The following is a 21,471-nucleotide window of genomic DNA, read 5'->3' on the forward strand; positions in this document are numbered from 1 at the left end:
CACCCTACTCGATCTCGATCAGCACCTCGCCGGGAACCACTCGGTCGCCCTTGGCAATAAAGACTTCCGAGACCTTGCCGGAAACCGTCGCCTTGACCTCGGTTTCCATTTTCATGGCTTCGATCACCAGTACCGGATCGCCGGCACTGACGGTGTCTCCCGGCTGTACCAGCACGTCCACGATGTTGCCCGGCATAGTTGTGGTGACCTGCCCCTCGCGGGAGGCGTTGGCCCGCCGTTTCTTGGGAGAGCCTTCGGAAACGTCACCGACGGATTCCAGGTGAATTTCCTCCGGCATGCCGTCCACGGTCATGAAGAAGCGCCGTTCGGTTTCATTGACCGGGTTGGCTCCGGTCACATGAATGTCATAGGTTTCCCCGTGCACGGTGATACGGAACTCGCTGGACACGCCACCGGCGGACTGCGCCGTCGGTTTCGGCTCCAGGGGTTCCGGTTTCAGCGTGCCGTCCTGACGCTGCTGGAGGAAACTGCGGCCCTGATCCGGGAACATGGCATAGGTCAGAACGTCTTCGTCGGACGCCGCAAGCTGGCCTATATCGGTCTTTAACGTGGCCAGCTCATGGGGAATGTGGTCTGCGGGGCGATCATCAATCAGCTCCTCCTGGCCCACCGCACGGCGCTGCAGTTGGTCGTTGACTGGCGCCGGCGCCTTGCCATACCAGCCCTGCAGGTATTTCTTCACTTCATTGGTGATGGTGTCGTAGCGCTTGTCGGACAACACATTGAACACCGCCTGGGTACCGACAATCTGGGAAGTGGGCGTAACCAGTGGAGGGTAGCCAAGATCTTCCCGCACCCTGGGGATCTCCTGGAACACGTCACGAATACGCTCCAGTGCGCCTTGCTCCTTGAGCTGGTTGGCCAGGTTCGACATCATCCCGCCAGGCACCTGGGACAACAGCACGGAGGTATCAACGCCGTTATAGGCGCTTTCGAACTGATGGTATTTGCCGCGCACGTCGCGGAAATGGTTGTTGGCCTTCTCCAGCAACGCCAGATCCAGCCCGGTCTCATAGCCCGCATCATGCAGCGCCGCCACCAGGGATTCGGTGGGCGGATGGCTGGTGCCACCGGCAAAGGCGGACAACGCCGTGTCAATATGATCGACCCCCGCCTCGACTGCTGCCCACTGACACATCTGCGACATGCCAGAGGTGGTGTGGGAATGCAGGAACACCGGCACCGTGAACTGCTGTTTGAGTTGCCCCACCAGATCCGCCGTGGCCGCCGGTGTCAGCAGTCCGGCCATGTCCTTGATGGCAATACTGTCGACGCCCAAATCCACCATCGCCCTGGCCTGCTCCAGGTAGGTGTCGGTGTTGTGCACCGGGCTGACGGTGTAGCACAGGGTACCCTGGGCGTGTTTACCTGTCTGCTTGACGGCACGGATGCTGGTTTCCAGATTGCGCACATCGTTGAGGGCATCGAAGATCCGGAACACGTCTATGCCGTTTTCGGCGGCTTTCGCCACAAACGCTTCCACCACATCATCCCCGTAGTGACGATACCCCAGCAGGTTCTGACCGCGCAGCAGCATCTGCAGGCGGGTATTGGGCAGAGCCTGGCGCAGGGTGCGCAGGCGTTCCCAGGGGTCTTCCTTGAGGAACCGCACACAGGCGTCGAAGGTAGCGCCACCCCAGCATTCCAGCGACCAGTAACCGGCCTGGTCCAGCCACTCGCAGGCCGGCAGCATATCCTCCGTACGCAGGCGGGTGGCAATCAGGGACTGATGGGCGTCCCGCAGGATAACGTCGGTAATATGAATCTTGCGTTTACTCATGAACGTTCTCTCCAATATTCGGTTACAGGCCCGCCTGGGAGGCAATAGCGGCCGCAATCGCAGCGGCAACGGATTCAGGGCGGGTCTTGGAGCTGTATTCCAGCAATTGCGGGTTGCGTTCCACGAAACCGGTGTTAAAACGGGCCGCCCGGAAATCCGGGTGGTCCAGGATCTGCTGGTAATAGGGAATGGTGGTCTGCACACCGTAAATGGCCATGTCCGACAGCGCGCGATGGGAACGCTCAATCAGTTCTGGCCAGTCGCGGGCCCAGACGATCAGCTTGGCGCACATGGAATCGTAGTACGGTGGAATCTCGTAGCCGCTGTACATGGCGGCGTCGGTCCGCACCCCGGGGCCACCGGCGGAGTAATAGCGGCTGATACGTCCGAAGCTCGGCAGGAACCCGTTTTTCGGATCTTCCGCGTTGATACGGAACTGGGCCGCAAAGCCACGGTAGCTGATGTCTTCCTGGGTCAGCTCCAGCGGCTCCCCGGCGGCGATGCGAATCTGGGACTTGATGATATCAATGCCGGTGATTTCCTCGGTGATGGTGTGCTCCACCTGCACCCGGGTATTCATCTCCATGAAATAGAAGCTGCCGTCATGATCCAGCAGGAACTCCACCGTGCCGGCATTGACGTAACCGCATTCCCGGGCCACGCGAACCGCCAGTTGTCCGATGTACTCACGCTGTTCGTCGTTCAGTTGGGGTGACGGCGCCACCTCAATCAGCTTCTGGTTACGCCGCTGGATCGAACAGTCCCGTTCATAGAGGTGAACCACGGAGCCCTGGCTGTCCGCGAGAATCTGCACCTCGATGTGACGGGGCTCGATGATGCATTTCTCCAGAAACACCTCGGCACTGCCAAAGGCTTTGGTGGCCTCCGAGATAACCCGCTCGTAGTTCTGGCGCAGTTCCTTCTCATTATCGCAGCGGCGGATCCCCCGGCCGCCGCCTCCGGACGTGGCTTTCAGCATCACCGGATAGCCGATGGCGGCGGCCTGGTTCACCGCGTCTTCCACATCGGATAAATTGCCATCCGAACCGGGTGTTACCGGAACGCCTGCTGCCAACGCCGTTTGCCGCGCCCGGGTCTTGTCACCCATGGCAGCAATGGCCTCGGCGGATGGCCCCACAAACGTGATACCACGCTGCCGACAGATTGCCGCCAGCTCGGCATTCTCGGACAGAAAGCCATAACCGGGATGCAGCGCATCACAACCGGTTTCCACCGCCAGGTTCACGATGTGGTGCGGGTTCAGATAGCCCGCGAGCGGATCACTGCCGATACGATGGGACTCATCGGCCTTCTTGACGTGCAAGGCGTAACGATCCGCCTCGGAAAAAATAGCCACCGAACGGATGCCCAACTCCTTGCAGGCCCGGGCAATCCTGACGGCGATCTCCCCACGATTGGCAATCAGCAATTTGCTTATGGCCATTGGGTACCTCCTGTAGTGCATGAAACGGCGCCGCGATCACGCGGCGCCACCGGTGAACAGGCCTTCAGAACCGTCCCTGCACGGCGTTCACGATCTCCGAAAACGACGTAGCGCGGGGCTTCAGATCCAGCGAAATCCGCGAACGGGCGGCCAGATCAGCCGCCAGAACCATGCCACGGAGCGCCACTCTGTCCTCCTGGTCATCATCCATAATCAACAGCCAGGGTTTGTGGGTCTTATCAAATGTTGACACCAGTTCGCCCACCGACGCCTCTATCAGGTCGCGGTAGTGAATGGCGGGCAAGTCGTTTATCCGGATCATGATGTCCTGGACCAGGATATCGGTTGCAGCGACGCCCCGACGAGAGGCGAGCCCCAGCGGCACCTCACCGTTAAGGATATCCAGGCTGATGACCCCAACATAGTCGCCCTCCGCATTGACCACCAGCTTGATCGCGGTATCCGCCTGGTTCATTCGCGACCGGGCTTCGGGAACGCTCAGCTGCGAATCCATGACCGGAGGTTTCCGGTTCAGGAAATCCGTCAGCAAATGAATTGCGGAATCCTGGACATCCAGATTCAACGAGGGTTCGAGACCATGAATGGAATAGGTGCCATGGAGGCTGCACAGGCGCAGGGATTGAAACTGGTTGCTCATAATGGACGTTCTCACGTTAATTCTTGCAGGCACACGCAACAGCTCCTCAACCGAGGATCATCAAAATACTGGCGTGTATGGAAGCGGAATCAGGTGAGTGCGGGTGGTGCCTGGGGCAGTACCGGGTAGCTGACAATACGGATGCGCCGGACAACGCCCACGCCCATCCCGACCTGCAATGACGTTGCGTCAACAGGTGCGTCTGACGAGGTTCGGGGCGTGGCGGAGTATGGATCATCGCCAGAAGAGTTGTCACCGCTGTCCACCAGGAACGGTGGGGAGCTGTCCCCGAGCAGCTCGAACTGACCTTCGTGGAAGGCTGGCGTGCTCCAGGACGCCGACCACAGCGTAAAGCCCGTTATCAGCAGGAGGCAAAGCCCCAGCTGTAACAGTCCCTTATAACGTGTGGTCGATGACATGGCGATATCCGGTTTTGACATTAATCAAAGCGTTATAAGTTTTAACACATTCACCGCTGGCATCAAAAGAAGAATTCTCATCATGCCTATTGGGTGAAACCATGTTGCGATCACCAGACTCTTAAGGTATCAGCTCCAGTTCCCGTCGAACTTCCTCAGCCGTTGGCCGCAACTGGGCCAGGCCCTTCCGGGCTCGCCGCTGGCCCAGATAGTACAGAATCGGCGATGCAATAAAGACCGACGAACTGGTCCCGATCACGATGCCGAACAGCATGGGCAAGGCAAAACTGGCTACGGCCACACCGCCGGCGATCCCCATGGGCAGCAGCGCCAGGAACGTGGTCACCGAGGTGAACACAGTGCGGGTCAGCGTCGAGGAAATGCTCTCGTTCAGCAGCGCCAGCATGGGTCGCTCCGGCGTTCTCCGCAAGTTTTCCCGGATACGATCAAACACCACCACCTTGTCGTTGACGGAATAACCAATCAGGGCAAGCAGCGCCGCGACTGCCGTCAGGTTGAACTCCACGCCGGCCAGGGCAAAGAAGCCGATAGTCTTGGTGATGTCCAGTGCGATGGTCAGGGTAGCGGCCAACGCGAAATGGGATTCAAACCGAACCCAGAGGTACGCCAGCATTCCCGCGCCGGCGAGCAGAATCGCCAGAATCGTGGCATCACTGAAGCCACCGCTGACTTTGGGACCAACCATATCAACCCGGGGGAACTCCGCGTCCGGCTGGGCCGATGTGACTGCCGATTTCAGCGACGCCACCTGCGCCGCTGTTGCCCCAGGTTCTCCCTGTTCAACAGGCAGGCGGACGAGGAAACGCCCGTCAGCGCCGAACTCCTGAATGGCAGCTTCATCCAGGCCATGGGATTGCAACGTGGTGCGCAACTGGTCCACCGTCACTGTCCCGGCCTGTACCTCAACAACGGTCCCGCCAGTAAAATCAACACCATACTTCAGGCCAGGCTGGACAAACAGGCCAATGGCAGCAATCGACAGCACCGCGGACACCGCCAATCCGGTCACACGACCGCGCATAAAATTCACGCCCCGCTCGCTGAGCCTGTCCAGCCAGCCAATGCCGGAAATCACCAGCGGTTCCCGAACCCTGCCCCGGATGCTCCACTCCATAATCAGTCGGGTGACCGCAATCGCGGTGAACAGGGACGTCAGCAAACCGATACCAATGGTGACTGCGAAGCCCCTGACCGGGCCACTGCCAACCAGAAACAGCAGGCTGACCGCAATCAGGGTGGTGAGGTTGGAGTCCAGGATTGTCGTATAGGCCTTACCAAAGCCTTCCCTGAGAGCCATCCACGCCGGTTTGCCACTGCGGGATTCCTCCCGGATACGCTCGTTGATCAGGATATTGGCATCCACAGCCATGCCTATAGTCAGGATAATTCCGGCGATGCCCGGGAGCGTCAGGGTGGCTCCAAGCAGACTTAACACCCCGAAGACCAGCCCGACGTTCACCGCCAGACCCACACAGGCAATCACCCCCCACCGACCGTAGATCCCCAGCATGAAGGCAATCACCATGGCGGCCCCCAACAGACCGGTAGTCAGGCCCATGGCGATGGCGTCACTACCAAGGTCAGGACCAACCGTGCGCTCCTCCGCTACATGCAATGGGGCTGGCAAGGCGCCGGCCCGCAGCAGCAGGGCGAGATTGCTGGCTTCTTTGGTTGTGAATGCGCCGCTGATTTCTCCGCTGCCTCCGCCGATCACACCACGAATGACCGGAGCCGTGATCACTTTGCCATCCAGCACAATAGCCAGAGCACGACCAATATTGTCCCGGGTCATCTCGCCGAACAGGCGCGCACCGTCGTTGTCCAGCTTGAAAGTGACAACCGGTTCACCGGTGTCGGGGTTGAAGTCCATGCGGGCATCACGAATACGCTCACCGGGCATGGCAACCCGCTGTTCCAGTCGATACCGGCCATCTCCATTGGCATCCGGCAGAGTCGTCGTGGCAACCTCTTTTCCCGACATCTCCCGCGCCACCCAATGGAAGCTCATTTTGGCCGTGGTACCCAGCAACTCACGGATTTCACCCGGATCGGCAACACCCGGCATCTGCACCAGAATGCCGTCGCTGCCCTGGCGGGTGATGGTGGGGTCCACCAGCCCGGTTTCATCGAGCCTTCGGCGCACCACTTCCAGACTCCGATCCACCGCATCCCGGGACACACTCTCCCGCCAGGCATCGGTCAGCGTCAGCACCAGTCGCCCGCCCTGCTGATCTACATCAAAACGGCGCACGCCATCGGGGGTGTCCCGGGCCAGTTTATGGGCAAGGCTGGCCGCTTCGGACAGCTGATCCGGCTGGCGCACCGGCACCTCGATGTGATCCCCGGTAAACTGGGCCCGACCATAATGAATGCCTGCCTCACGCAGCGCTCTGGCCAGCTCCTCGGCAATGGCTTCGTGCTCGCTGGCGAACAATTCCTGCATGTCCGCCTGCAACAGCAGGTGGGAGCCACCCTGAAGATCCAGCCCCAGAGAAACGGTGTTATTCAGATACCAGTCCGGTAATTTCCCGGACAGATTATGGGAAAGAAGATTCGGTAATGCGCTCAGTAACCCGAGCACAATCACCAGGCCGTAGACTACGACCCGCGTACGCAGGGATTTCATGGGTAATCCTCAAAGCAAACTTCGTTAACCGGAACGACTGCCCGTAACAACAGTCGTCATCAAGCGGAGGATTACGCCAGGGGTGGTGCGCGCAGAAGGGGAATTACATAGCGGGCCGCTGAAGGCAGATCGCCCGCATCGACGTAGGAAACACTGGCAATAACACGCTGGCCAGCCCAGGAGTCCATCGAACCGGCGCTCCACCACTGGGGAGCATCCCGGTCACCATCCGCCGCAGAGTCCTTGCCAACGTAACCACTCTGCGCCCTGACAGATTCGTTGTGGCTGGCAACAACCAGATGATCGAGCGTGCCGACAAACCCATGGTTCAGGCTAGTGGCAGCGGCGTGCTGATGGGTAATGGAGGAGAGAAAAGCAAGCAGCAGCGCCAACAGTGGCAGCACGGCCAGAGGCATTTGAATCCGGGAGCGGATGGGGTAATGAGTGTCGTTGGTCATGCTGTTGTCCAAGGTTACGCTATGAGTCTGGCGCGCGGACAACAAATAGTCAACGAGTTGAATGGCCATGTATGGAAAGTACTTAGCGAGCTATTGCCGACTCAAAAGCCCCCTTCAGAAACAAGAAAAGCCGGTCAAAGACCGGCTTTTCTAAAGTGGTAGCGGGGGCTGGATTCGAACCAACGACCTTCGGGTTATGAGCCCGACGAGCTACCAGACTGCTCCACCCCGCAATAAACCTTTACTTATCTTCTGAATCCGAGTCCGCCTCTGGGCGGGCTCATAAGCCGAAGGTCGAAAATACTCCCTTCGGCTTTTGCGGGATTGGGAGCCCGACGAGCTACCAGACTGCTCCACCCCGCATCAAACTGGTTGTTTACCGGGGAACCCCCGATCAACGAGGTGCGCATAATAAGGGTCGGACCCGCGTCTGTCAAAGGGAAAATTCAATTTTTCCCTTTGGAGCCCAAAAACTTATCGCTCGAGGATCGCAGTCACGCCCTGACCACCTGCAGCGCAGATGGAAATCAGGCCACGGCCGCTGCCTTTCTGTTCCAGCAGCTTCGCCAGGGTAGCGACGATACGGCCACCGGTGGCGGCAAACGGGTGCCCCGTTGCCAGGCTGCTGCCCTTGATGTTCATCTTGCTACGATCAATGCTGCCCAGCGGCTTGTCGAGGCCCAGACGGTCCTTGCAGAAAGCGGGATCTTCCCAGGCTTTCAGGGTCGACAGCACCTGAGCGGCAAACGCCTCGTGAATTTCGTAAAAATCGAAATCCTGCAGGGTCAGCCCTGCCTTTTCCAGCATCCGGGGCACGGCGTAGGCCGGGGCCATCAGCAGGCCTTCTTTCTTGTCCACGAAATCCACGGCGGCCACTTCGGAGAAGGTCAGATAGGCCTGCACTTCCATGTTGTTGGCCTTGGCCCACTCTTCGCTGGCCAGTAGCACGCAGGAGGCGCCATCGGTCAGGGCGGTGCTGTTGGCGGCAGTCATGGTGCCGTTTTCGCGGTCAAAGCAAGGCTTCAGGGTCGCCAGCTTCTCCAGCGTGGTGTCCGGGCGCAGGATATTGTCCTTGTCGAGGCCCGCCAGCGGGGTGATCAGGTCATCAAAGAAACCTTCTTCATAGGCCTTGGCCAGCTTCTGGTGGCTCTCGAAGGCCAACTGATCCTGTTCATCACGGGGAATCTTCCACTCGTGAGCCGTCACCTGGCAGTGATCGCCCATGGACATACCCGTGCGAGGCTCGCCATTTTCCGGAATTTCCGGCACCAGATGGCCCGGGCGGAAACGACCCAGAATCTTCAGGCGGTCCTTGGTGGTTTTGGCGCGGTTGAGGTCGAGAAGAATTTCACGCAACCCCTCACCTACCCCAATCGGCGCGTCGGAGGTGGTGTCTGTGCCTCCGGCGATGCCGCATTCAATCTGTCCCAGAGCAATCTTGTTAGCCACCAGGATGGCAGCCTCCAGGCCGGTGCCACACGCCTGCTGGACATCATAGGCGGAGGTTTCCGGCGCCAGGCCGGAGCTGAGGACGGATTCGCGGGTCAGGTTGAAATCGCGGGAATGCTTGATCACCGCACCGGCAACCACCTCCCCCATACGCTGGCCCTGCAGGCCATAACGGTCCACCAGTCCCCGCAGCGCGGACGTCAGCAGCTCCTGGTTGCTGATTTTGCTGTAGGCGGTGTTGGAACGTGCAAACGGAACCCGGTTACCACCGATCACCGCAACCCGGCGAACGCCGGCCGGCGCTTTGGCCTTTGGCTTGCGCGGGGCTGATGTGGTTTTCTTCTGTGTGGTTTTCTGTGCCTGTGCCATGATGAGATCCTGTATTAACGTGTGTATCCATTGCGGAGCAGTCTAGCGCTAACGGGGTCTGGCTCATTGGCATGCCTGACAATCCGGTCAGGGCATTGAGTCAATCCAAATGGCGCCTGAATCCTTAACCTGTACAACGACTCAAAACCATTGCTCACGGTGAATCCGATTGCATGGCCACCGTTGAACACACTACGAAGGAACGCTCTTATGTCTGACCTCTACCTCAAATTCGTCAACACGCCGGTGGGCAAAACTGCGGCCCAATCCCTTGGCTTGCCGTCCCCGGTTCCCCTCAATCGCTGGAAGCGCAGCGACCAGCCATTCATCGAAGGCAATGTATTGGTTGGCGCCGCCAGTGGCGCCAAGGCCATCAGCGCCATCGGCAGCGTGCTGGGAGCCAGCGCTGCCAAGGTACATCATGCGGATGGTCCGGATACTTTGAAGGATTCCGCCAAGGCTGGCAACAAGGCCCAGCCCCTGAATGTCAACGGTGATATCAATGAAAAATTCTCGGCCCTGGTGTTTGATGCCACGGGCATGAAATCGCCTAACGATCTGCGCGCGCTGTACGATTTCTACCACCCAACCATCAAGAAACTCGGTGGCAACGCCCGCGTACTGGTCATTGGCCAGGAGCCAGCCACCTGTCGCAAACCGGCCCAGGCCGCAGCACAGCAAGCGCTTGAGGGCTTCGTTCGTGCCGTCGGCAAGGAAATCGGCAAGAAAGGGGCGACCTCAAACCTGCTCTGGATGGCTCCAGGTGCGGACAAACAGCTCGATTCCAGTATCCGCTTCTTCCTGTCTGCCCGCTCGGCCTATGTCTCCGGCCAGGTGGCCCGCATTGGCAAGAGCACCGCGGCTCCGGCCACCAATCCGGTTGCTCCGCTGTCCGGTAAGGTTGCCCTGGTCACCGGCGCTTCCCGTGGTATCGGCGCGTCCATTGCTGAAACCCTGGCCCGGGACGGCGCAACCGTGATCGGCCTGGATATTCCGCCAGCCATGGAAGAGCTGCAGAAAGTCACCGACGCCATCAAGGGCAAGGCCCTGGCCTGCGACATTACCGATGCCGGCGCACCAAAGTTGATTGCCGATTTCGCGGAAGAACATTTCGGCGGCATCGATCTGGTCATCCACAACGCCGGTATCACCCGCGACAAGACCCTGGGCAATATGCCGGAGCATTTCTGGGACATGACCATAGCGGTGAACCTCACCGCCGAAGAACTGATTGATGAAGAGCTGATGCATCGTGAGCTTCTGCGCGAGAATGGCCGTATCGTGTGCATCTCGTCCATCAGCGGCATCGCCGGCAACTTCGGCCAGACCAACTACTCCACGGCGAAGTCCGGCGTGATCGGTTATGTCGAAGCCATGGCAAAGCAGCTGAAGAATGGCATCACCATCAATGCCATCGCCCCTGGCTTCATCGAGACGCAAATGACAGCGGCCATGCCGCTGACCATCCGTGAAGCGGGCCGGCGCATGAACAGCCTGTCCCAGGGCGGTCAGCCGGTGGATGTGGCAGAGGCCATCGCATGGTATTGCAACCCCGGCTCGAACGGCGTGAACGGAAACGTTGTGCGGGTGTGTGGGCAGTCGTTGATTGGCAAGTAACGCCGGTATAAGTGGTGTCGGATTACGGCCCTCCGGGCCTGATCCGACCTACAAACCACACAGGCACGCAAAAACACCGACAGCCTGCTGGCCCGGTTGCGATATGACTTCGAAGGGGAGAAAAATGGTGGGTGGTACTGGGATCGAACCAGTGACCCTCGCCTTGTAAGGGCGATGCTCTCCCAGCTGAGCTAACCACCCGGGAATAAAAATGGCGGAGCGGACGGGACTCGAACCCGCGACCCCCGGCGTGACAGGCCGGTATTCTAACCAACTGAACTACCGCTCCGCATCAATTCCAGCCTTTCGGCCCTGAGACCTGTAAAGGTGAAACCTGAAACCGGACGGGGTAGTCCGGTGATGCTGCGTGAAAATGGTGGGTGGTACTGGGATCGAACCAGTGACCCTCGCCTTGTAAGGGCGATGCTCTCCCAGCTGAGCTAACCACCCAACTTTCACACTTTCAAACCATCGTCTCTCAACGATTCACTTGCCGCTTTCGCGGCTTGCCAAGTCAGCGGTGCTGTCTCGATCAAGTGAGACGCGCATTTTAAGCATTTGCCCGGCGGTGTCAAATATTTTCCGGAAATTTTCCAAAAAAAGTGGCAACCCGTTAAAAAGCGGGCATTTTATGATCAGATGTTATGGTGATGGCTTGCGCTTTTTCTGGCCGTCCACTGACTTCAGAGCCGGTCTCTTCTGGCCAGCATTCCGGGCTTTCCTTTGCAGCGACAATTCGCTGACCCGCAGCTTGCGATCACCCGGAAGCGCCCTTTCTGCCAGCGTGCGGTTGAGGTGGTCCAGGCGTTGCCTGAACTCTTCTATTCGCTTGCCTGTAGCCTGCACAACCGCAGGCACCAACTCATTGGAAAACCGGCTCATGCCGTGCCGCAGCGAATCCTTCAATGACATAGTCCTTTACCCTGTGCATGTGACTAACCTAAGTGTAGTAATGCCGCCAGAGTTCTACAATTGTGAAACCGCTCACACTTTACGTCGCTTTGGCCAATCCGGCCGGCTCAGAAAATCCACCAGCCTCCGGATGATTCCGCCTCTTCTTTACACCTACGCTCTTCTTCCAGTGCGGCGTATTCCCGCTCCAGCTCGCGGATTTTCCGGTCGCTCTCCAGCGGCACAGCGGGGCCACCGCCAAACGGCCAGAACCAGGAGGGCGAATGGTACTTTCCCTCCTCTTTCATGCGCTCGATTTCCAGCTCCCGCTCCTCTTCCAGCAGCACCATCCGCCGCTCGAAATCAACGTCCTCATTTTCCTCCACAATGGACACGGCGGCGTGGTTGGGGGCCAGTAAATCACTGTTGAGAAAACGGGTGGACACCAGCTCTGTCGCCCGCATGGCATACGCTCGGCTGACCAGTTGCAGGTCACCCTCGGCCAGCGGATGCTCAAGGTCGAGATCCGGGGTCGGGCGCTCTGGCTCGGTCAGCTCGTTATAGCGAAGGTAATAAATGCGGCCGGGCTTCACCTTCAATGTGGCATCCGCAATCAGGCTCAGGCTGAAAGAGTTCAGCCCCTCCAGCCCCAGCAGTGGTCGGCGCATCGCGATGTGACGCTCCCCCGGACTGACTTCCAGCCAGGTAAAGCTGTTATTGCGGATATTGAAATAGTGCGTGTCATCCACGTAGACGCTGGGGGCCTCGATTTCATCCGCCGCCCACTGGGAATGGGTGCGATAGAAATAGATCAGCGCGTGGTCCTGATTCCACTGATCGTTCGCGATATGAACAAAATCGTGCCCGGACACCGGGTGCAAAAAGGATCCAACGCTTTTGCCAATGGACTGATAAACGGTACAGCCGGAAACCAGTACCAGCATCGACAAAAGCATCATGGGCGATCGGGTTTTCATTGTTATTCACTCTTAGTCCTTTGCGAGTGCCCCGATCATAGCAACAGCAAAACGGCAGAACTGAGAGCTACCGCAAGGTCTCGCTCCGCAGCTCATCCACCTGCTCGGACAGACGCACCAGCCGGGACGTCAGCTGGGAGCGGGAGGAATCGATGGACTCAACTGTTCGTTTCAAGGCCCCCAGTTCAGAACGGACAGCCTTCACATCACTACCGTTGGCCAACTCCCCGACATCTTTCTCCAGCGCCCTGATGCGACCTTCCAGACCATCAACACCTAGTTTCTGTTCCCGCTCGAATCGCTGAATACGGCGATCCACAACCTGATCCACCCCGTCCAGCGCGGAGTTCAACTCTGTCAGCCGCTTATCGGCCTGCTCCGTAGACTCCTTCAGGCTGACAATCTGCTGCCCCAGATCCTTGCGCAACGACGCCACCTCACCGGACAGGGACGACTCCAGCTCATCCACAGAAGCCGCCAACTGCTCACGGGCAGACACTTCGTCTTCCACATCACCGGCCAGCGAATCCAGGCGGGTGGCATGCTCATCCAGGCGTTTTTTATTGCGCTCGTTCGCTATAGCCCAGAGCTTGCGGATTTCGCTGTCCGCTGTATCCAGGCGCTCCTCCTGATCCGTCAGAGTCTGCTCGATGGACTGGCCTTTCTCCTCCAGGTTTTCCCCGGTTTCGGACAGATCACCCTCGAACCGCGCCAATGCAAGCTTACTCTGCCGCGCCCAGTACTCCGCATCCTCCAGTTGCCCTTCCAGGGCGTCGATCTGTTTCGCCTGACTGAACCAGCCGCCCCCGGCAACCACCGCCAGCACAACCAGCGCGACCCACACCACCGCCTGGCCGCCACGTCCGTTGCCACCACCGCCATTGGACTTCGGAGCTTTCGCGCCTGGCTCCCTGCCCTTACCACCACCCGCGCCTTTTGCTGCAGCCTTTTTCGGCTTCTCCGCAGACTCGGGTTTTCTGGGTGCACCACTACGAATACGGGACTCAGCTCTCAGTTCATCGTCATCTGGACGGATTGGTTCCATTACAACTCCCGGAATATGGACGGTTCAGGTAATAAGGCTCGATAATACCCGTACTGACGGATTCATTAAAATAACGGCGGATCAATAAAGCACGGTTTGCATGCTTATTAGGCAAAACATACAATGGCCGGCTTTCCAACATACACAGGACTGTTGCATATGCAGCCGCTTGTAGGTCTCATCATGGGCTCCAAATCGGATTGGCCCACCATGGAACACGCCGCCAACATGCTCGACAAACTCGGCGTCGCCTATGAAACCCGGGTAGTTTCCGCCCACCGCACACCGGATCTGCTGTTCGATTACGCGAAAACCGCCTCCGACCGGGGCCTGAAGGTCATCATCGCCGGTGCTGGCGGGGCCGCGCACCTGCCGGGCATGGTTGCCTCCCAGACATCGCTGCCGGTACTGGGGGTTCCTGTTCAGTCCAAAGCCCTTAACGGCCTCGATTCCCTGCTGTCCATTGTCCAGATGCCCGGCGGCATTGCCGTTGGTACACTGGCGATTGGCAAGGCCGGCGCCACCAACGCGGGCTTGCTGGCGGCACAGATTGTTGGAACGTTCGATGATGACGTGCGTAAAGCCGTCGATGATTTCCGTGCGAATCAGACTCAGACGGTTCTGGATAATCCGGACCCAAGGGATCAGTAAGCCGGTCACGGAGTAAGAAACGTTCGGAGCCTTCTGTCCAAAACACGCTACGAGCACATCCATGTGCGCTTGTTTCGGGCCGTCCATGGCCCTCAACAGTTTTGGACAGAAGGCTCCGAACGTTTCCCCAGGCTTTGGTGCATGATGATCAAACAAGCATGGGATTCAGATGTAGGTTGGATTAGGCAAAGCCGCAATCCAACAAACCCAGACCAACGGACTCAAAAGTTCATTGAGCAGGGTGGGTAGGTCTTCATAAAAAACACCGCCTGTCTGAGCATAGCGAGTTAAAGCGGAGTTTTTTATGAAGACCTACCCACCCTGCTCCGCCACCAAGACAAATGGCCATATAATGCCAGGAGAACACAGATGAGAATTGGTGTACTAGGCGCCGGCCAACTGGGACGCATGCTGGCCCTGGCCGGTTACCCACTGGCCAAGACGTTTGTATTCTACGACATGTCCGGCAGCCCCAGCGCCGGGCTGGGGGAAGTCATCATCGACCGGGAAGGCGAGTACCTGGACGACTTCCTCTCCCGCGTTGACCGGGTCACCTACGAATTTGAACACCTGCCGGTTGAGGTGGCCGAAAAAATCGCCGCCCACAAAACCGTACACCCTTGCCCCCGTGCACTGCAGGTCTGCCAGAACCGCGAAGCCGAGAAAACCCTCTTCGGCGAACTCGGCATTCCCACTCCGGAATGGAAAATCGCAGACAGCGCCGAATCCCTGCAGGCCGCTGCCGAGGAACTCGGCTGCCCCGTCGTTGCCAAATCCAATACCGAAGGCTATGACGGCAAAGGCCAGGCCGTACTCAAAAGCCCGGAAGAAGCTGCCGCTGCCTGGAAGTCCATCAGCCACCCACGCCTGATCGTGGAAAAGTTCGTCGACTTTCAGCGGGAAGTCTCCATCATCGCCGTACGCGGCGAAGACGGAGAGCTTGCCTTCTATCCTATTGCCGAGAACGCCCACCATGAAGGCATCCTGCGTTACTCCATCGCCCCGGCGCCCGGTCTGGAGAAACACATCCAGGACGATGCCGAACGCTACATCAAGGCACTGTTGAACGAACTGAACTACGTCGGCGTACTGACACTGGAACTGTTTGAAACCCCCACCGGCCTGGTCGCCAACGAAATGGCCCCGAGGGTTCATAATTCCGGCCACTGGACCATTGAAGGCGCCATGACCAGCCAGTTCGAAAACCACATCCGGGCGGTCAGCGGGCATCCGCTGGGCAACGTCGCGCCCCGGGGCGTGAGCTGCATGATCAACATCATCGGTGAGCATGGAGACATTGAACGTATTCTGGAACTGCCTTACGCTCATGTTCACCTCTATAATAAAGGTGAACGTCCAGGCCGGAAGCTCGGTCACGTGAACGTTCTGGCAGACAGTTACGAAGAACTGGTATGGCGGGTCAAGAACTGCGCACAGTTCCTGCCCGGCAGCCCGGAGTTTAAAAGTTCTTTAACACCAAAGGGTTGATATAACTCAAAGCAGCCCTATATTCCCTAAGTGTCATTCACATAAACAGAGAGAACCAGGGAGAACGACCTCATGGCATTTGAACTTCCCGCACTACCGTACGAAAAGAACGCACTCGAACCGCACATCTCTCAGGAAACACTCGAATACCATTACGGCAAGCACCACAACACCTACGTAACCAAGCTGAACGGTCTGGTTGAAGGTACGGACAACGCCAACAAGTCGCTCGAAGACATCATCAAGAGCGCCAGCGGCCCGCTGTTCAATAACGCCGCCCAGGTTTGGAACCATACCTTCTACTGGAACTGCCTGAGCCCGAACGGCGGCGGTGAGCCGACCGGCGCAGCGGCCGATGCCATCAACAAGGCGTTTGGCTCTTTCGAAGAATTCAAGAAAGAGTTCAATGACAAGGCCGCCAACAACTTCGGCTCTGGCTGGACCTGGCTGGTGAAGAAGGCCGACGGCAGTGTTGCCATCGCCAACACCAGCAACGCGGAAACACCGCTGACCGGCGCCGACAAGCCGGTTCTGACCGTTGATGTCTGGGAGCACGCGTACTACATCGATTACCGCAACTCCCGCCCGAACTATCTGGAAGCTTTCTGGAAGCTGGTGAACTGGGATTTCGTGAACGAAAACCTGGCATAACATCGCCCGGAATGTCATGCAGAGCCTGCTCTGCACAAAAAACGCCCGCTGACCAGCGGGCGTTTTTTTGTATACGATCTACATAATCCTTACAAATTGAAACACCCGCACTCTGAAAACTTTGGAACAATTGCCGATACTGAACACAGTGGCGCCAATTTGAACCATACTGAATAACAACAAACAGCTTTCGATCCGCCCCCCCTCGGCAGGACATCGGAGCTGATCCTGATGTAACGGATGAAATGAGCCTTCATGCAGAACACCTTTGAGGTAGAACATCGCCTGAGTTACCGGGTACTGCGCTGGGTATTGGGCGTCGCCCTGATCAGCGGCATCATCATCAGCGCCATCCAGATTGCCCTCGATGCCGGTCGAGTGTCCCGGTCTCTGGATGATCATGCTACGCAGACCATCGCCCTCGTTCGTGATGCCGCTACCCAAGCCGTGTTCAGCATTGACAGCGAACTCGCCCAGCAAGTCGTTGATGGCCTGTTCGAACAGGAGGCCATTCATCAGGCCAGCATCACCCACCCGGACGGAGAGCCCCTGGGTTCCGGCAACCGCCCCTTACAACAAGGCCCGTTCCGCCCGATCACCGCTTCCATCTTCAGCCCGGAGCGGGAATACCGGGAGGCGCTGTCGCGCCCCAGCAACCCCGGCACCATCTACGGTTACCTGGAGGTTCACTACGATACCGCCCATGCCGCGCGAACCTGGCTTGAGCGAGCTGCCGTCACCTTTGTCTCCGGTATCGCCACAGCCATCATTCTCGGTATGGCCCTGTACGTGGTTTTCCACCTTTTGCTGACACGGCCATTGCTCCGCATTGTCCACTCCGTCAAGCAGGTCAATCCCGAGCATCCGGATGACCGGCTGCTGTCATTGCCTCAGGGCCATCAGACCGATGAACTCGGCCTCTGGGTCAACGCCACCAATAACCTGCTGGTCTCCATCGGCGACACCCAGAAGCGCCACCTCGAGGCGGAAGACCGGGTCAACCGGTTATCCCGCTATGATCAACTGACAGGCCTGCCCAGCCGCGAGACCTTCATGGAGCTGTTGAAAGCAAACATTGAAGAATCGGCCGCCAGGAAAAACTCCCTCTCCCTGATGGTCTGCGGCATCGACGACTTCAAGTCCGTCAATGAACAGTGCGGATTCAGTACCGGTGACCTGATCCTGCAAATCATTGCGGACCGCCTGATGCAGCGATTGGGCAGCCACCGGTTCACTGTCGCCAGGCTGGGAAGCGATCAGTTCGCCGTGGTGGAAAAAGGCCTGCGGGATGATTACCAGGCCGCCGATACCGCCGAACTGGTCCTCGACTGCATCAACCAGCTCATGAACTTTGACGACCAGACCGTCGCCATAACCGCCACCCTGGGCATCGCACTCTTCCCCAATGACGCCGCCAAAGCCGACCGGCTGCTGCAATGCGCAGAGCAAACCATGGCCCTGGCCAAACAGGGAGGCAAAAACCACTTCCAGTTCTATGTCGCCAGCATTGACCGGGAAATCCGTGAACGCAAACAGCTGGAGAAAGATCTTTCCAGCGCCCTGGCCAACCACCAGTTCCACCTGGTCTATCAACCCCAGGTCAACCTGGAAAGCCGCCGGATCATCGGGGCGGAAGCCCTGCTTCGCTGGGAACACCCGGTCAGGGGGCTGGTGCCACCGGATCATTTTATTCCCATTGCCGAGGTCAACGGCATCATAGTCGAGATCGGACAATGGGTGCTCGACCAGGCTTGCTGGCAGGCGGCTCGCTGGGCGGCCGATGGCATGCCGCTGAGGATTGCTGTCAACCTGTCGGCGGTTCAGTTACGCCAGGACCGCATCGTTGATGACATCCTCAGCACCCTGAAACGACATAACATCCCGGCAGGGCGCCTGGAACTGGAAGTGACTGAAACCAGCTTCATGACCAATCTCGAAGACGCCGTGGCGAAACTGCACCGGTTACACAAGGCGGGCATCAGCATTGCGGTGGACGACTTCGGCACCGGATACTCTTCGCTGACCTACCTGAAGCGCATGCCGGTCCAGCACCTGAAAATCGACAAGCAGTTCATCCGTGACCTGCTGGTGAACGATGACGACACCCGCATCGCCAACACCATCATCGACCTGGGCCGCAGCCTGAACCTCTCCGTGGTCGCCGAAGGGGTCGAAACCGAGGAACAGGAGTATTACCTGACTCAACGCGGCTGCAAGCTGGCCCAGGGTTATTTCTTCAGCAAGCCATTGTTACCTCGCGATTTTGAGACCTTCGTGGCTGGCTTTCACGAGAAAATAGTAGAAAATAACGCCTGACCTCCCGGCACCACATTCCGGAATCCAAATCGCCCTACCCGTTTCAAGGAGTTGTCATGGGAACCACCATTATCGGCTTAATCGTTATTGCGGTTGCTGTTTTTTATCTGGTCTACATCTACAACCGGCTGGTGTCTCTGCGTAACCAGTTCAAGAACGGCTTCGCCCAGATTGATGTCCAGCTCCAACGCCGCCATGACCTGATCCCCAACCTGGTGGAATCGACCAAAGCCTACATGGCCCATGAACGCAATACGCTGACGGCGGTTATGGAAGCCCGCAACAACGCAGTCAGCGCCCAGAGGGATGCCGCCAGCGATCCCGGCGAAAGCACCAAAATGCAGCGACTGGGGTCGGCGGAGAACCTGCTCACCAAGGCCCTCGCCAATTTCTACGCCGTCGCTGAAAATTACCCGGAGCTGAAAGCCAACGAAACGGTACAGCAACTGATGGAAGAACTGTCCAGCACGGAAAACCGGGTCGCATTCGCGCGCCAGGCCTACAACGACGGCGTGATGGGCTACAACATTTTCCGCGAGCAGTTCCCCAATAACGTGCTCGCCGGCCTGTTCGCCTTCAAGCCCACGTCCCAGCTTGAGCTGGAAACCCCGGAGGCCCGCCAGGCACCCAGAGTGGCCTTCTGAGGCCATAAACCATGGCTCATCAAGGCTTCTTCCAGCGTCAGGCCAATGCCCGGCGTAATACCACACTACTGGTCGTCCTGTTCCTTGCCGCCGTGATCCTGATCACCCTCGGGGTCTGCCTTGTGGGGTACCTGGTGACCCGCAGTGAATCCTCCGGCCTGGCATTCCACCACTGGCTGTTGAGCCAGCATGGCGCGATGACAGCCGCCGCCGTTGTCCTCCTGATTGTACTCGGGTCACTGGTCCGCTGGCTTGACCTGGCCGGGGGCGGAGAACGGGTGGCCAACATGGTCGGCGCACGGGAAATTGACCCCGACACCAGGGACGCCGAAGAGCGCAAGTTGCGCAATATAGTCGAGGAAATGGCCATCGCCAGCGGGGTTACGGTTCCCCGGTTGTATGTGATGGATCAGGAGACCGGTATCAATGCCTTTGTCGCCGGTTATACCCCGGGGGAAGCGGTGATGGTGGTGACCCACGGAGCCCTCACCCACCTTACGCGGGACGAACTGCAGGGCGTGGTGGGGCATGAGTTCAGCCACATCCTGAATGGTGATATGCGACTGAACGTACGGCTGATTGCCATTCTGGCGGGCATCCTGATGCTGGGGCAGATCGGCGGGTTCATGCTACGCGCCGGGTTCTACCGCTCGCATTCGTCGCGCACCTCGAGAGACGGTAGGGGTCAGGCCATCCTTGGTCTGATCGGGCTCGCCCTGCTGGTGATCGGGTATATCGGAGTCTTCTTCGGACGGCTGATCCAGGCCGCGGTGTCCCGGCAACGGGAAACCCTCGCGGATGCCTCATCGGTCCAGTTCACCCGCAATCCGGAAGGTATCGCCGGGGCGCTGTTCAAGATCGGCCTGAAGGGTGGCTACCTGGACACCACCAGTCACGCCAGTGACATGAATCACATGTGTTTCGGGGAAAGCGCCCGCATGAAGCTGTCATCCCTGCTGGCATCGCACCCGCCGGTGGAGGATCGCATACATGCAATCCAGCCGGGCATGCTGGCGCGCCTGCGAAGCCGGCTCAGGGATACGGAAGCCTCCCTGGATCTGTCCCCTGGCCAGGAAGCGCCCCGCGCCGCCAACGCTTCTGGCTTTGCCGGTACGCAGTACAGCACGGAGAAATCGGCGGCCGGATTCTCCGGCAACGTGGGCACCGTGACCAGCGCCGGCGAAGACTATGCCATCGCCCTGCTGGCACAGATCCCCCAGACCTTTCGCAACCTGCTCTACACCCGCGCCGGTGCTGTACAGCTCTGCTACGCCCTGCTGATTCACACCCTGCCCCGCAACGAGCAGGACGACGCCCTGGCGCAGATTACCCGGCACCCGCTTCTAAGCCCCCAACGGGACTTGCTGGACAAGTTCCTTCCCGCCCTCGAAAGCCAGGGAACGGCCATCCGTTTCCCGGCGCTGGAACTGGCCATGCCGGCATTACGAAAACTCGATCCGGAAGAAAGGGATGGACTTCATACCGCAGTGCGGCAGCTGATTGGCGCCGACCGGAAGGTCACTCTTTTCGAACTGGCCATGAGCAGCTTCCTGAAGCGCCACCTGATGCCTGAATCTGCACGGGTGGTACCGGTACGATACCGCAACTATAAAGCCGTGCTACCGGCTCTGAAGTGCCTTATGAGCCTGCAAGCCAGGGCCGGCGCCCGGATCGGGGACGAAGCGGAGAATCTGTACCGGGAAGCCATGGCAGGCTTTGCCAGCACCGAGGAGGCGGGAACCCTGCAAGCGAGGGTATCACTGAAGGAGCTTCAACAGGCACTGACGATCCTGAACCAGCTCTCCCCCCTGCTGAAGCCGGCCATCATTGATGCCGCCGGTCACTGTGTGACCCACGATGGGCGGGTGGATGTCACGGAGTATGAAATGATCAGGCTGGTGGCGGATCAGCTGGATTGCCCGATGCCGCCACTGCCAGCCTGACCC

At 58.8% G+C, this 21,471-nt stretch carries 17 protein-coding genes and 4 tRNA genes; 7 read left to right on the forward strand and 14 right to left on the reverse strand.

From position 1 onward, the window contains the following. Nucleotides 1-4: 4 nt before the first annotated feature. The 8 genes from oadA to ACJO5Y_RS14715 all read right to left on the reverse strand — a co-directional run bounded on the left by oadA (nt 5) and on the right by ACJO5Y_RS14715 (nt 9,245). The gene (gene oadA / locus ACJO5Y_RS14680; protein ID WP_406988219.1) at nt 5-1,801 is read right to left on the reverse strand and encodes a sodium-extruding oxaloacetate decarboxylase subunit alpha; all 1,797 of its coding nucleotides are present in this window, start codon (nt 1,799-1,801) and stop codon (nt 5-7) included. Between the two features lie 22 nt (nt 1,802-1,823). Continuing rightward, the gene (locus ACJO5Y_RS14685) at nt 1,824-3,245 is read right to left on the reverse strand and encodes an acetyl-CoA carboxylase biotin carboxylase subunit (protein ID WP_406988221.1); all 1,422 of its coding nucleotides are present in this window, start codon (nt 3,243-3,245) and stop codon (nt 1,824-1,826) included. A gap of 64 nt (nt 3,246-3,309) precedes the next feature. Continuing rightward, nucleotides 3,310-3,903 (reverse strand): CBS domain-containing protein, encoded by a 594-nt coding sequence (locus ACJO5Y_RS14690; RefSeq protein ID WP_406988223.1) that lies wholly within the window; start codon nt 3,901-3,903, stop codon nt 3,310-3,312. Between the two features lie 89 nt (nt 3,904-3,992). After that, a complete protein-coding gene (locus ACJO5Y_RS14695) occupies nt 3,993-4,322 on the reverse strand; it encodes a hypothetical protein (RefSeq protein WP_406988224.1) in 330 nt (109 codons plus the stop codon). A gap of 121 nt (nt 4,323-4,443) precedes the next feature. Continuing rightward, nucleotides 4,444-6,969 (reverse strand): protein translocase subunit SecD, encoded by a 2,526-nt coding sequence (gene secD / locus ACJO5Y_RS14700; RefSeq protein ID WP_406988226.1) that lies wholly within the window; start codon nt 6,967-6,969, stop codon nt 4,444-4,446. A gap of 71 nt (nt 6,970-7,040) precedes the next feature. Beyond that, entirely contained in the window at nt 7,041-7,427 is a 387-nt protein-coding gene (locus tag ACJO5Y_RS14705; protein WP_406988228.1) for a hypothetical protein, read from the reverse strand. 156 nt (nt 7,428-7,583) lie between these two features. Then, a tRNA-Met gene (locus tag ACJO5Y_RS14710) sits at nt 7,584-7,660 on the reverse strand. A gap of 241 nt (nt 7,661-7,901) precedes the next feature. Continuing rightward, nucleotides 7,902-9,245 carry an acetyl-CoA C-acetyltransferase gene (locus tag ACJO5Y_RS14715; RefSeq protein WP_406988230.1) on the reverse strand — a complete coding sequence of 448 codons (1,344 nt, stop codon included), beginning with the start codon at nt 9,243-9,245 and terminating at the stop codon, nt 7,902-7,904. A gap of 210 nt (nt 9,246-9,455) precedes the next feature. On the opposite strand from ACJO5Y_RS14715, the gene ACJO5Y_RS14720 reads away from it, so the two are divergent. Beyond that, nucleotides 9,456-10,862 (forward strand): 3-oxoacyl-ACP reductase, encoded by a 1,407-nt coding sequence (locus ACJO5Y_RS14720; protein WP_406988232.1) that lies wholly within the window; start codon nt 9,456-9,458, stop codon nt 10,860-10,862. A 125-nt stretch (nt 10,863-10,987) separates the two neighbouring features. On the opposite strand, the gene ACJO5Y_RS14725 is transcribed toward ACJO5Y_RS14720, so the two are convergent. From ACJO5Y_RS14725 to ACJO5Y_RS14750, 6 genes are all read right to left on the reverse strand, one after another. Beyond that, nucleotides 10,988-11,063: transfer RNA gene (locus tag ACJO5Y_RS14725), tRNA-Val, on the reverse strand. 11 nt (nt 11,064-11,074) lie between these two features. After that, nucleotides 11,075-11,151, reverse strand: a tRNA-Asp gene (locus ACJO5Y_RS14730). Nucleotides 11,152-11,236: 85 nt separating this feature from the next. Beyond that, nucleotides 11,237-11,312, reverse strand: a tRNA-Val gene (locus tag ACJO5Y_RS14735). Between the two features lie 192 nt (nt 11,313-11,504). Beyond that, the gene (locus tag ACJO5Y_RS14740; protein ID WP_406988234.1) at nt 11,505-11,774 is read right to left on the reverse strand and encodes a hypothetical protein; all 270 of its coding nucleotides are present in this window, start codon (nt 11,772-11,774) and stop codon (nt 11,505-11,507) included. Nucleotides 11,775-11,881: 107 nt separating this feature from the next. Then, complete coding sequence (locus ACJO5Y_RS14745) at nt 11,882-12,730, reverse strand: DUF2846 domain-containing protein (RefSeq protein WP_406988235.1); 849 nt, start codon at nt 12,728-12,730, stop codon at nt 11,882-11,884. 67 nt (nt 12,731-12,797) lie between these two features. Next, complete coding sequence (locus ACJO5Y_RS14750; RefSeq protein WP_406988237.1) at nt 12,798-13,775, reverse strand: coiled-coil domain-containing protein; 978 nt, start codon at nt 13,773-13,775, stop codon at nt 12,798-12,800. Nucleotides 13,776-13,934: 159 nt separating this feature from the next. Here ACJO5Y_RS14750 and purE point away from each other — a divergent pair, with 159 nt between their 5' ends. The 6 genes from purE (at nt 13,935) to ACJO5Y_RS14780 (ending at nt 21,468) form a co-directional block, all read left to right on the forward strand. Continuing rightward, nucleotides 13,935-14,426, forward strand: a complete 492-nt coding sequence (purE, locus tag ACJO5Y_RS14755; RefSeq protein WP_406988238.1) for a 5-(carboxyamino)imidazole ribonucleotide mutase — start codon at nt 13,935-13,937, stop codon at nt 14,424-14,426. 369 nt (nt 14,427-14,795) lie between these two features. Further along, nucleotides 14,796-15,914: a 5-(carboxyamino)imidazole ribonucleotide synthase gene (locus ACJO5Y_RS14760; RefSeq protein ID WP_406988239.1), complete on the forward strand. Its 1,119-nt coding sequence runs from the start codon at nt 14,796-14,798 to the stop codon at nt 15,912-15,914. A gap of 72 nt (nt 15,915-15,986) precedes the next feature. Then, complete coding sequence (sodB, locus tag ACJO5Y_RS14765; protein ID WP_406988240.1) at nt 15,987-16,565, forward strand: superoxide dismutase [Fe]; 579 nt, start codon at nt 15,987-15,989, stop codon at nt 16,563-16,565. A gap of 255 nt (nt 16,566-16,820) precedes the next feature. Further along, the gene (locus tag ACJO5Y_RS14770) at nt 16,821-18,881 is read left to right on the forward strand and encodes a putative bifunctional diguanylate cyclase/phosphodiesterase (RefSeq protein ID WP_406988241.1); all 2,061 of its coding nucleotides are present in this window, start codon (nt 16,821-16,823) and stop codon (nt 18,879-18,881) included. Between the two features lie 56 nt (nt 18,882-18,937). Beyond that, nucleotides 18,938-19,525, forward strand: coding sequence for a LemA family protein (locus ACJO5Y_RS14775; protein ID WP_406988242.1), 588 nt, complete (start codon nt 18,938-18,940; stop codon nt 19,523-19,525). Nucleotides 19,526-19,536: 11 nt separating this feature from the next. Further along, on the forward strand, nt 19,537-21,468 hold the full coding sequence (locus tag ACJO5Y_RS14780; RefSeq protein ID WP_406988244.1) for a M48 family metallopeptidase: 1,932 nt from the start codon (nt 19,537-19,539) through the stop codon (nt 21,466-21,468). Nucleotides 21,469-21,471: the final 3 nt, after the last annotated feature.

Origin of the sequence: Marinobacter alkalisoli (assembly GCF_045449855.1) — a bacterium.
Taxonomy (GTDB): Bacteria; Pseudomonadota; Gammaproteobacteria; order Pseudomonadales; family Oleiphilaceae; genus Marinobacter.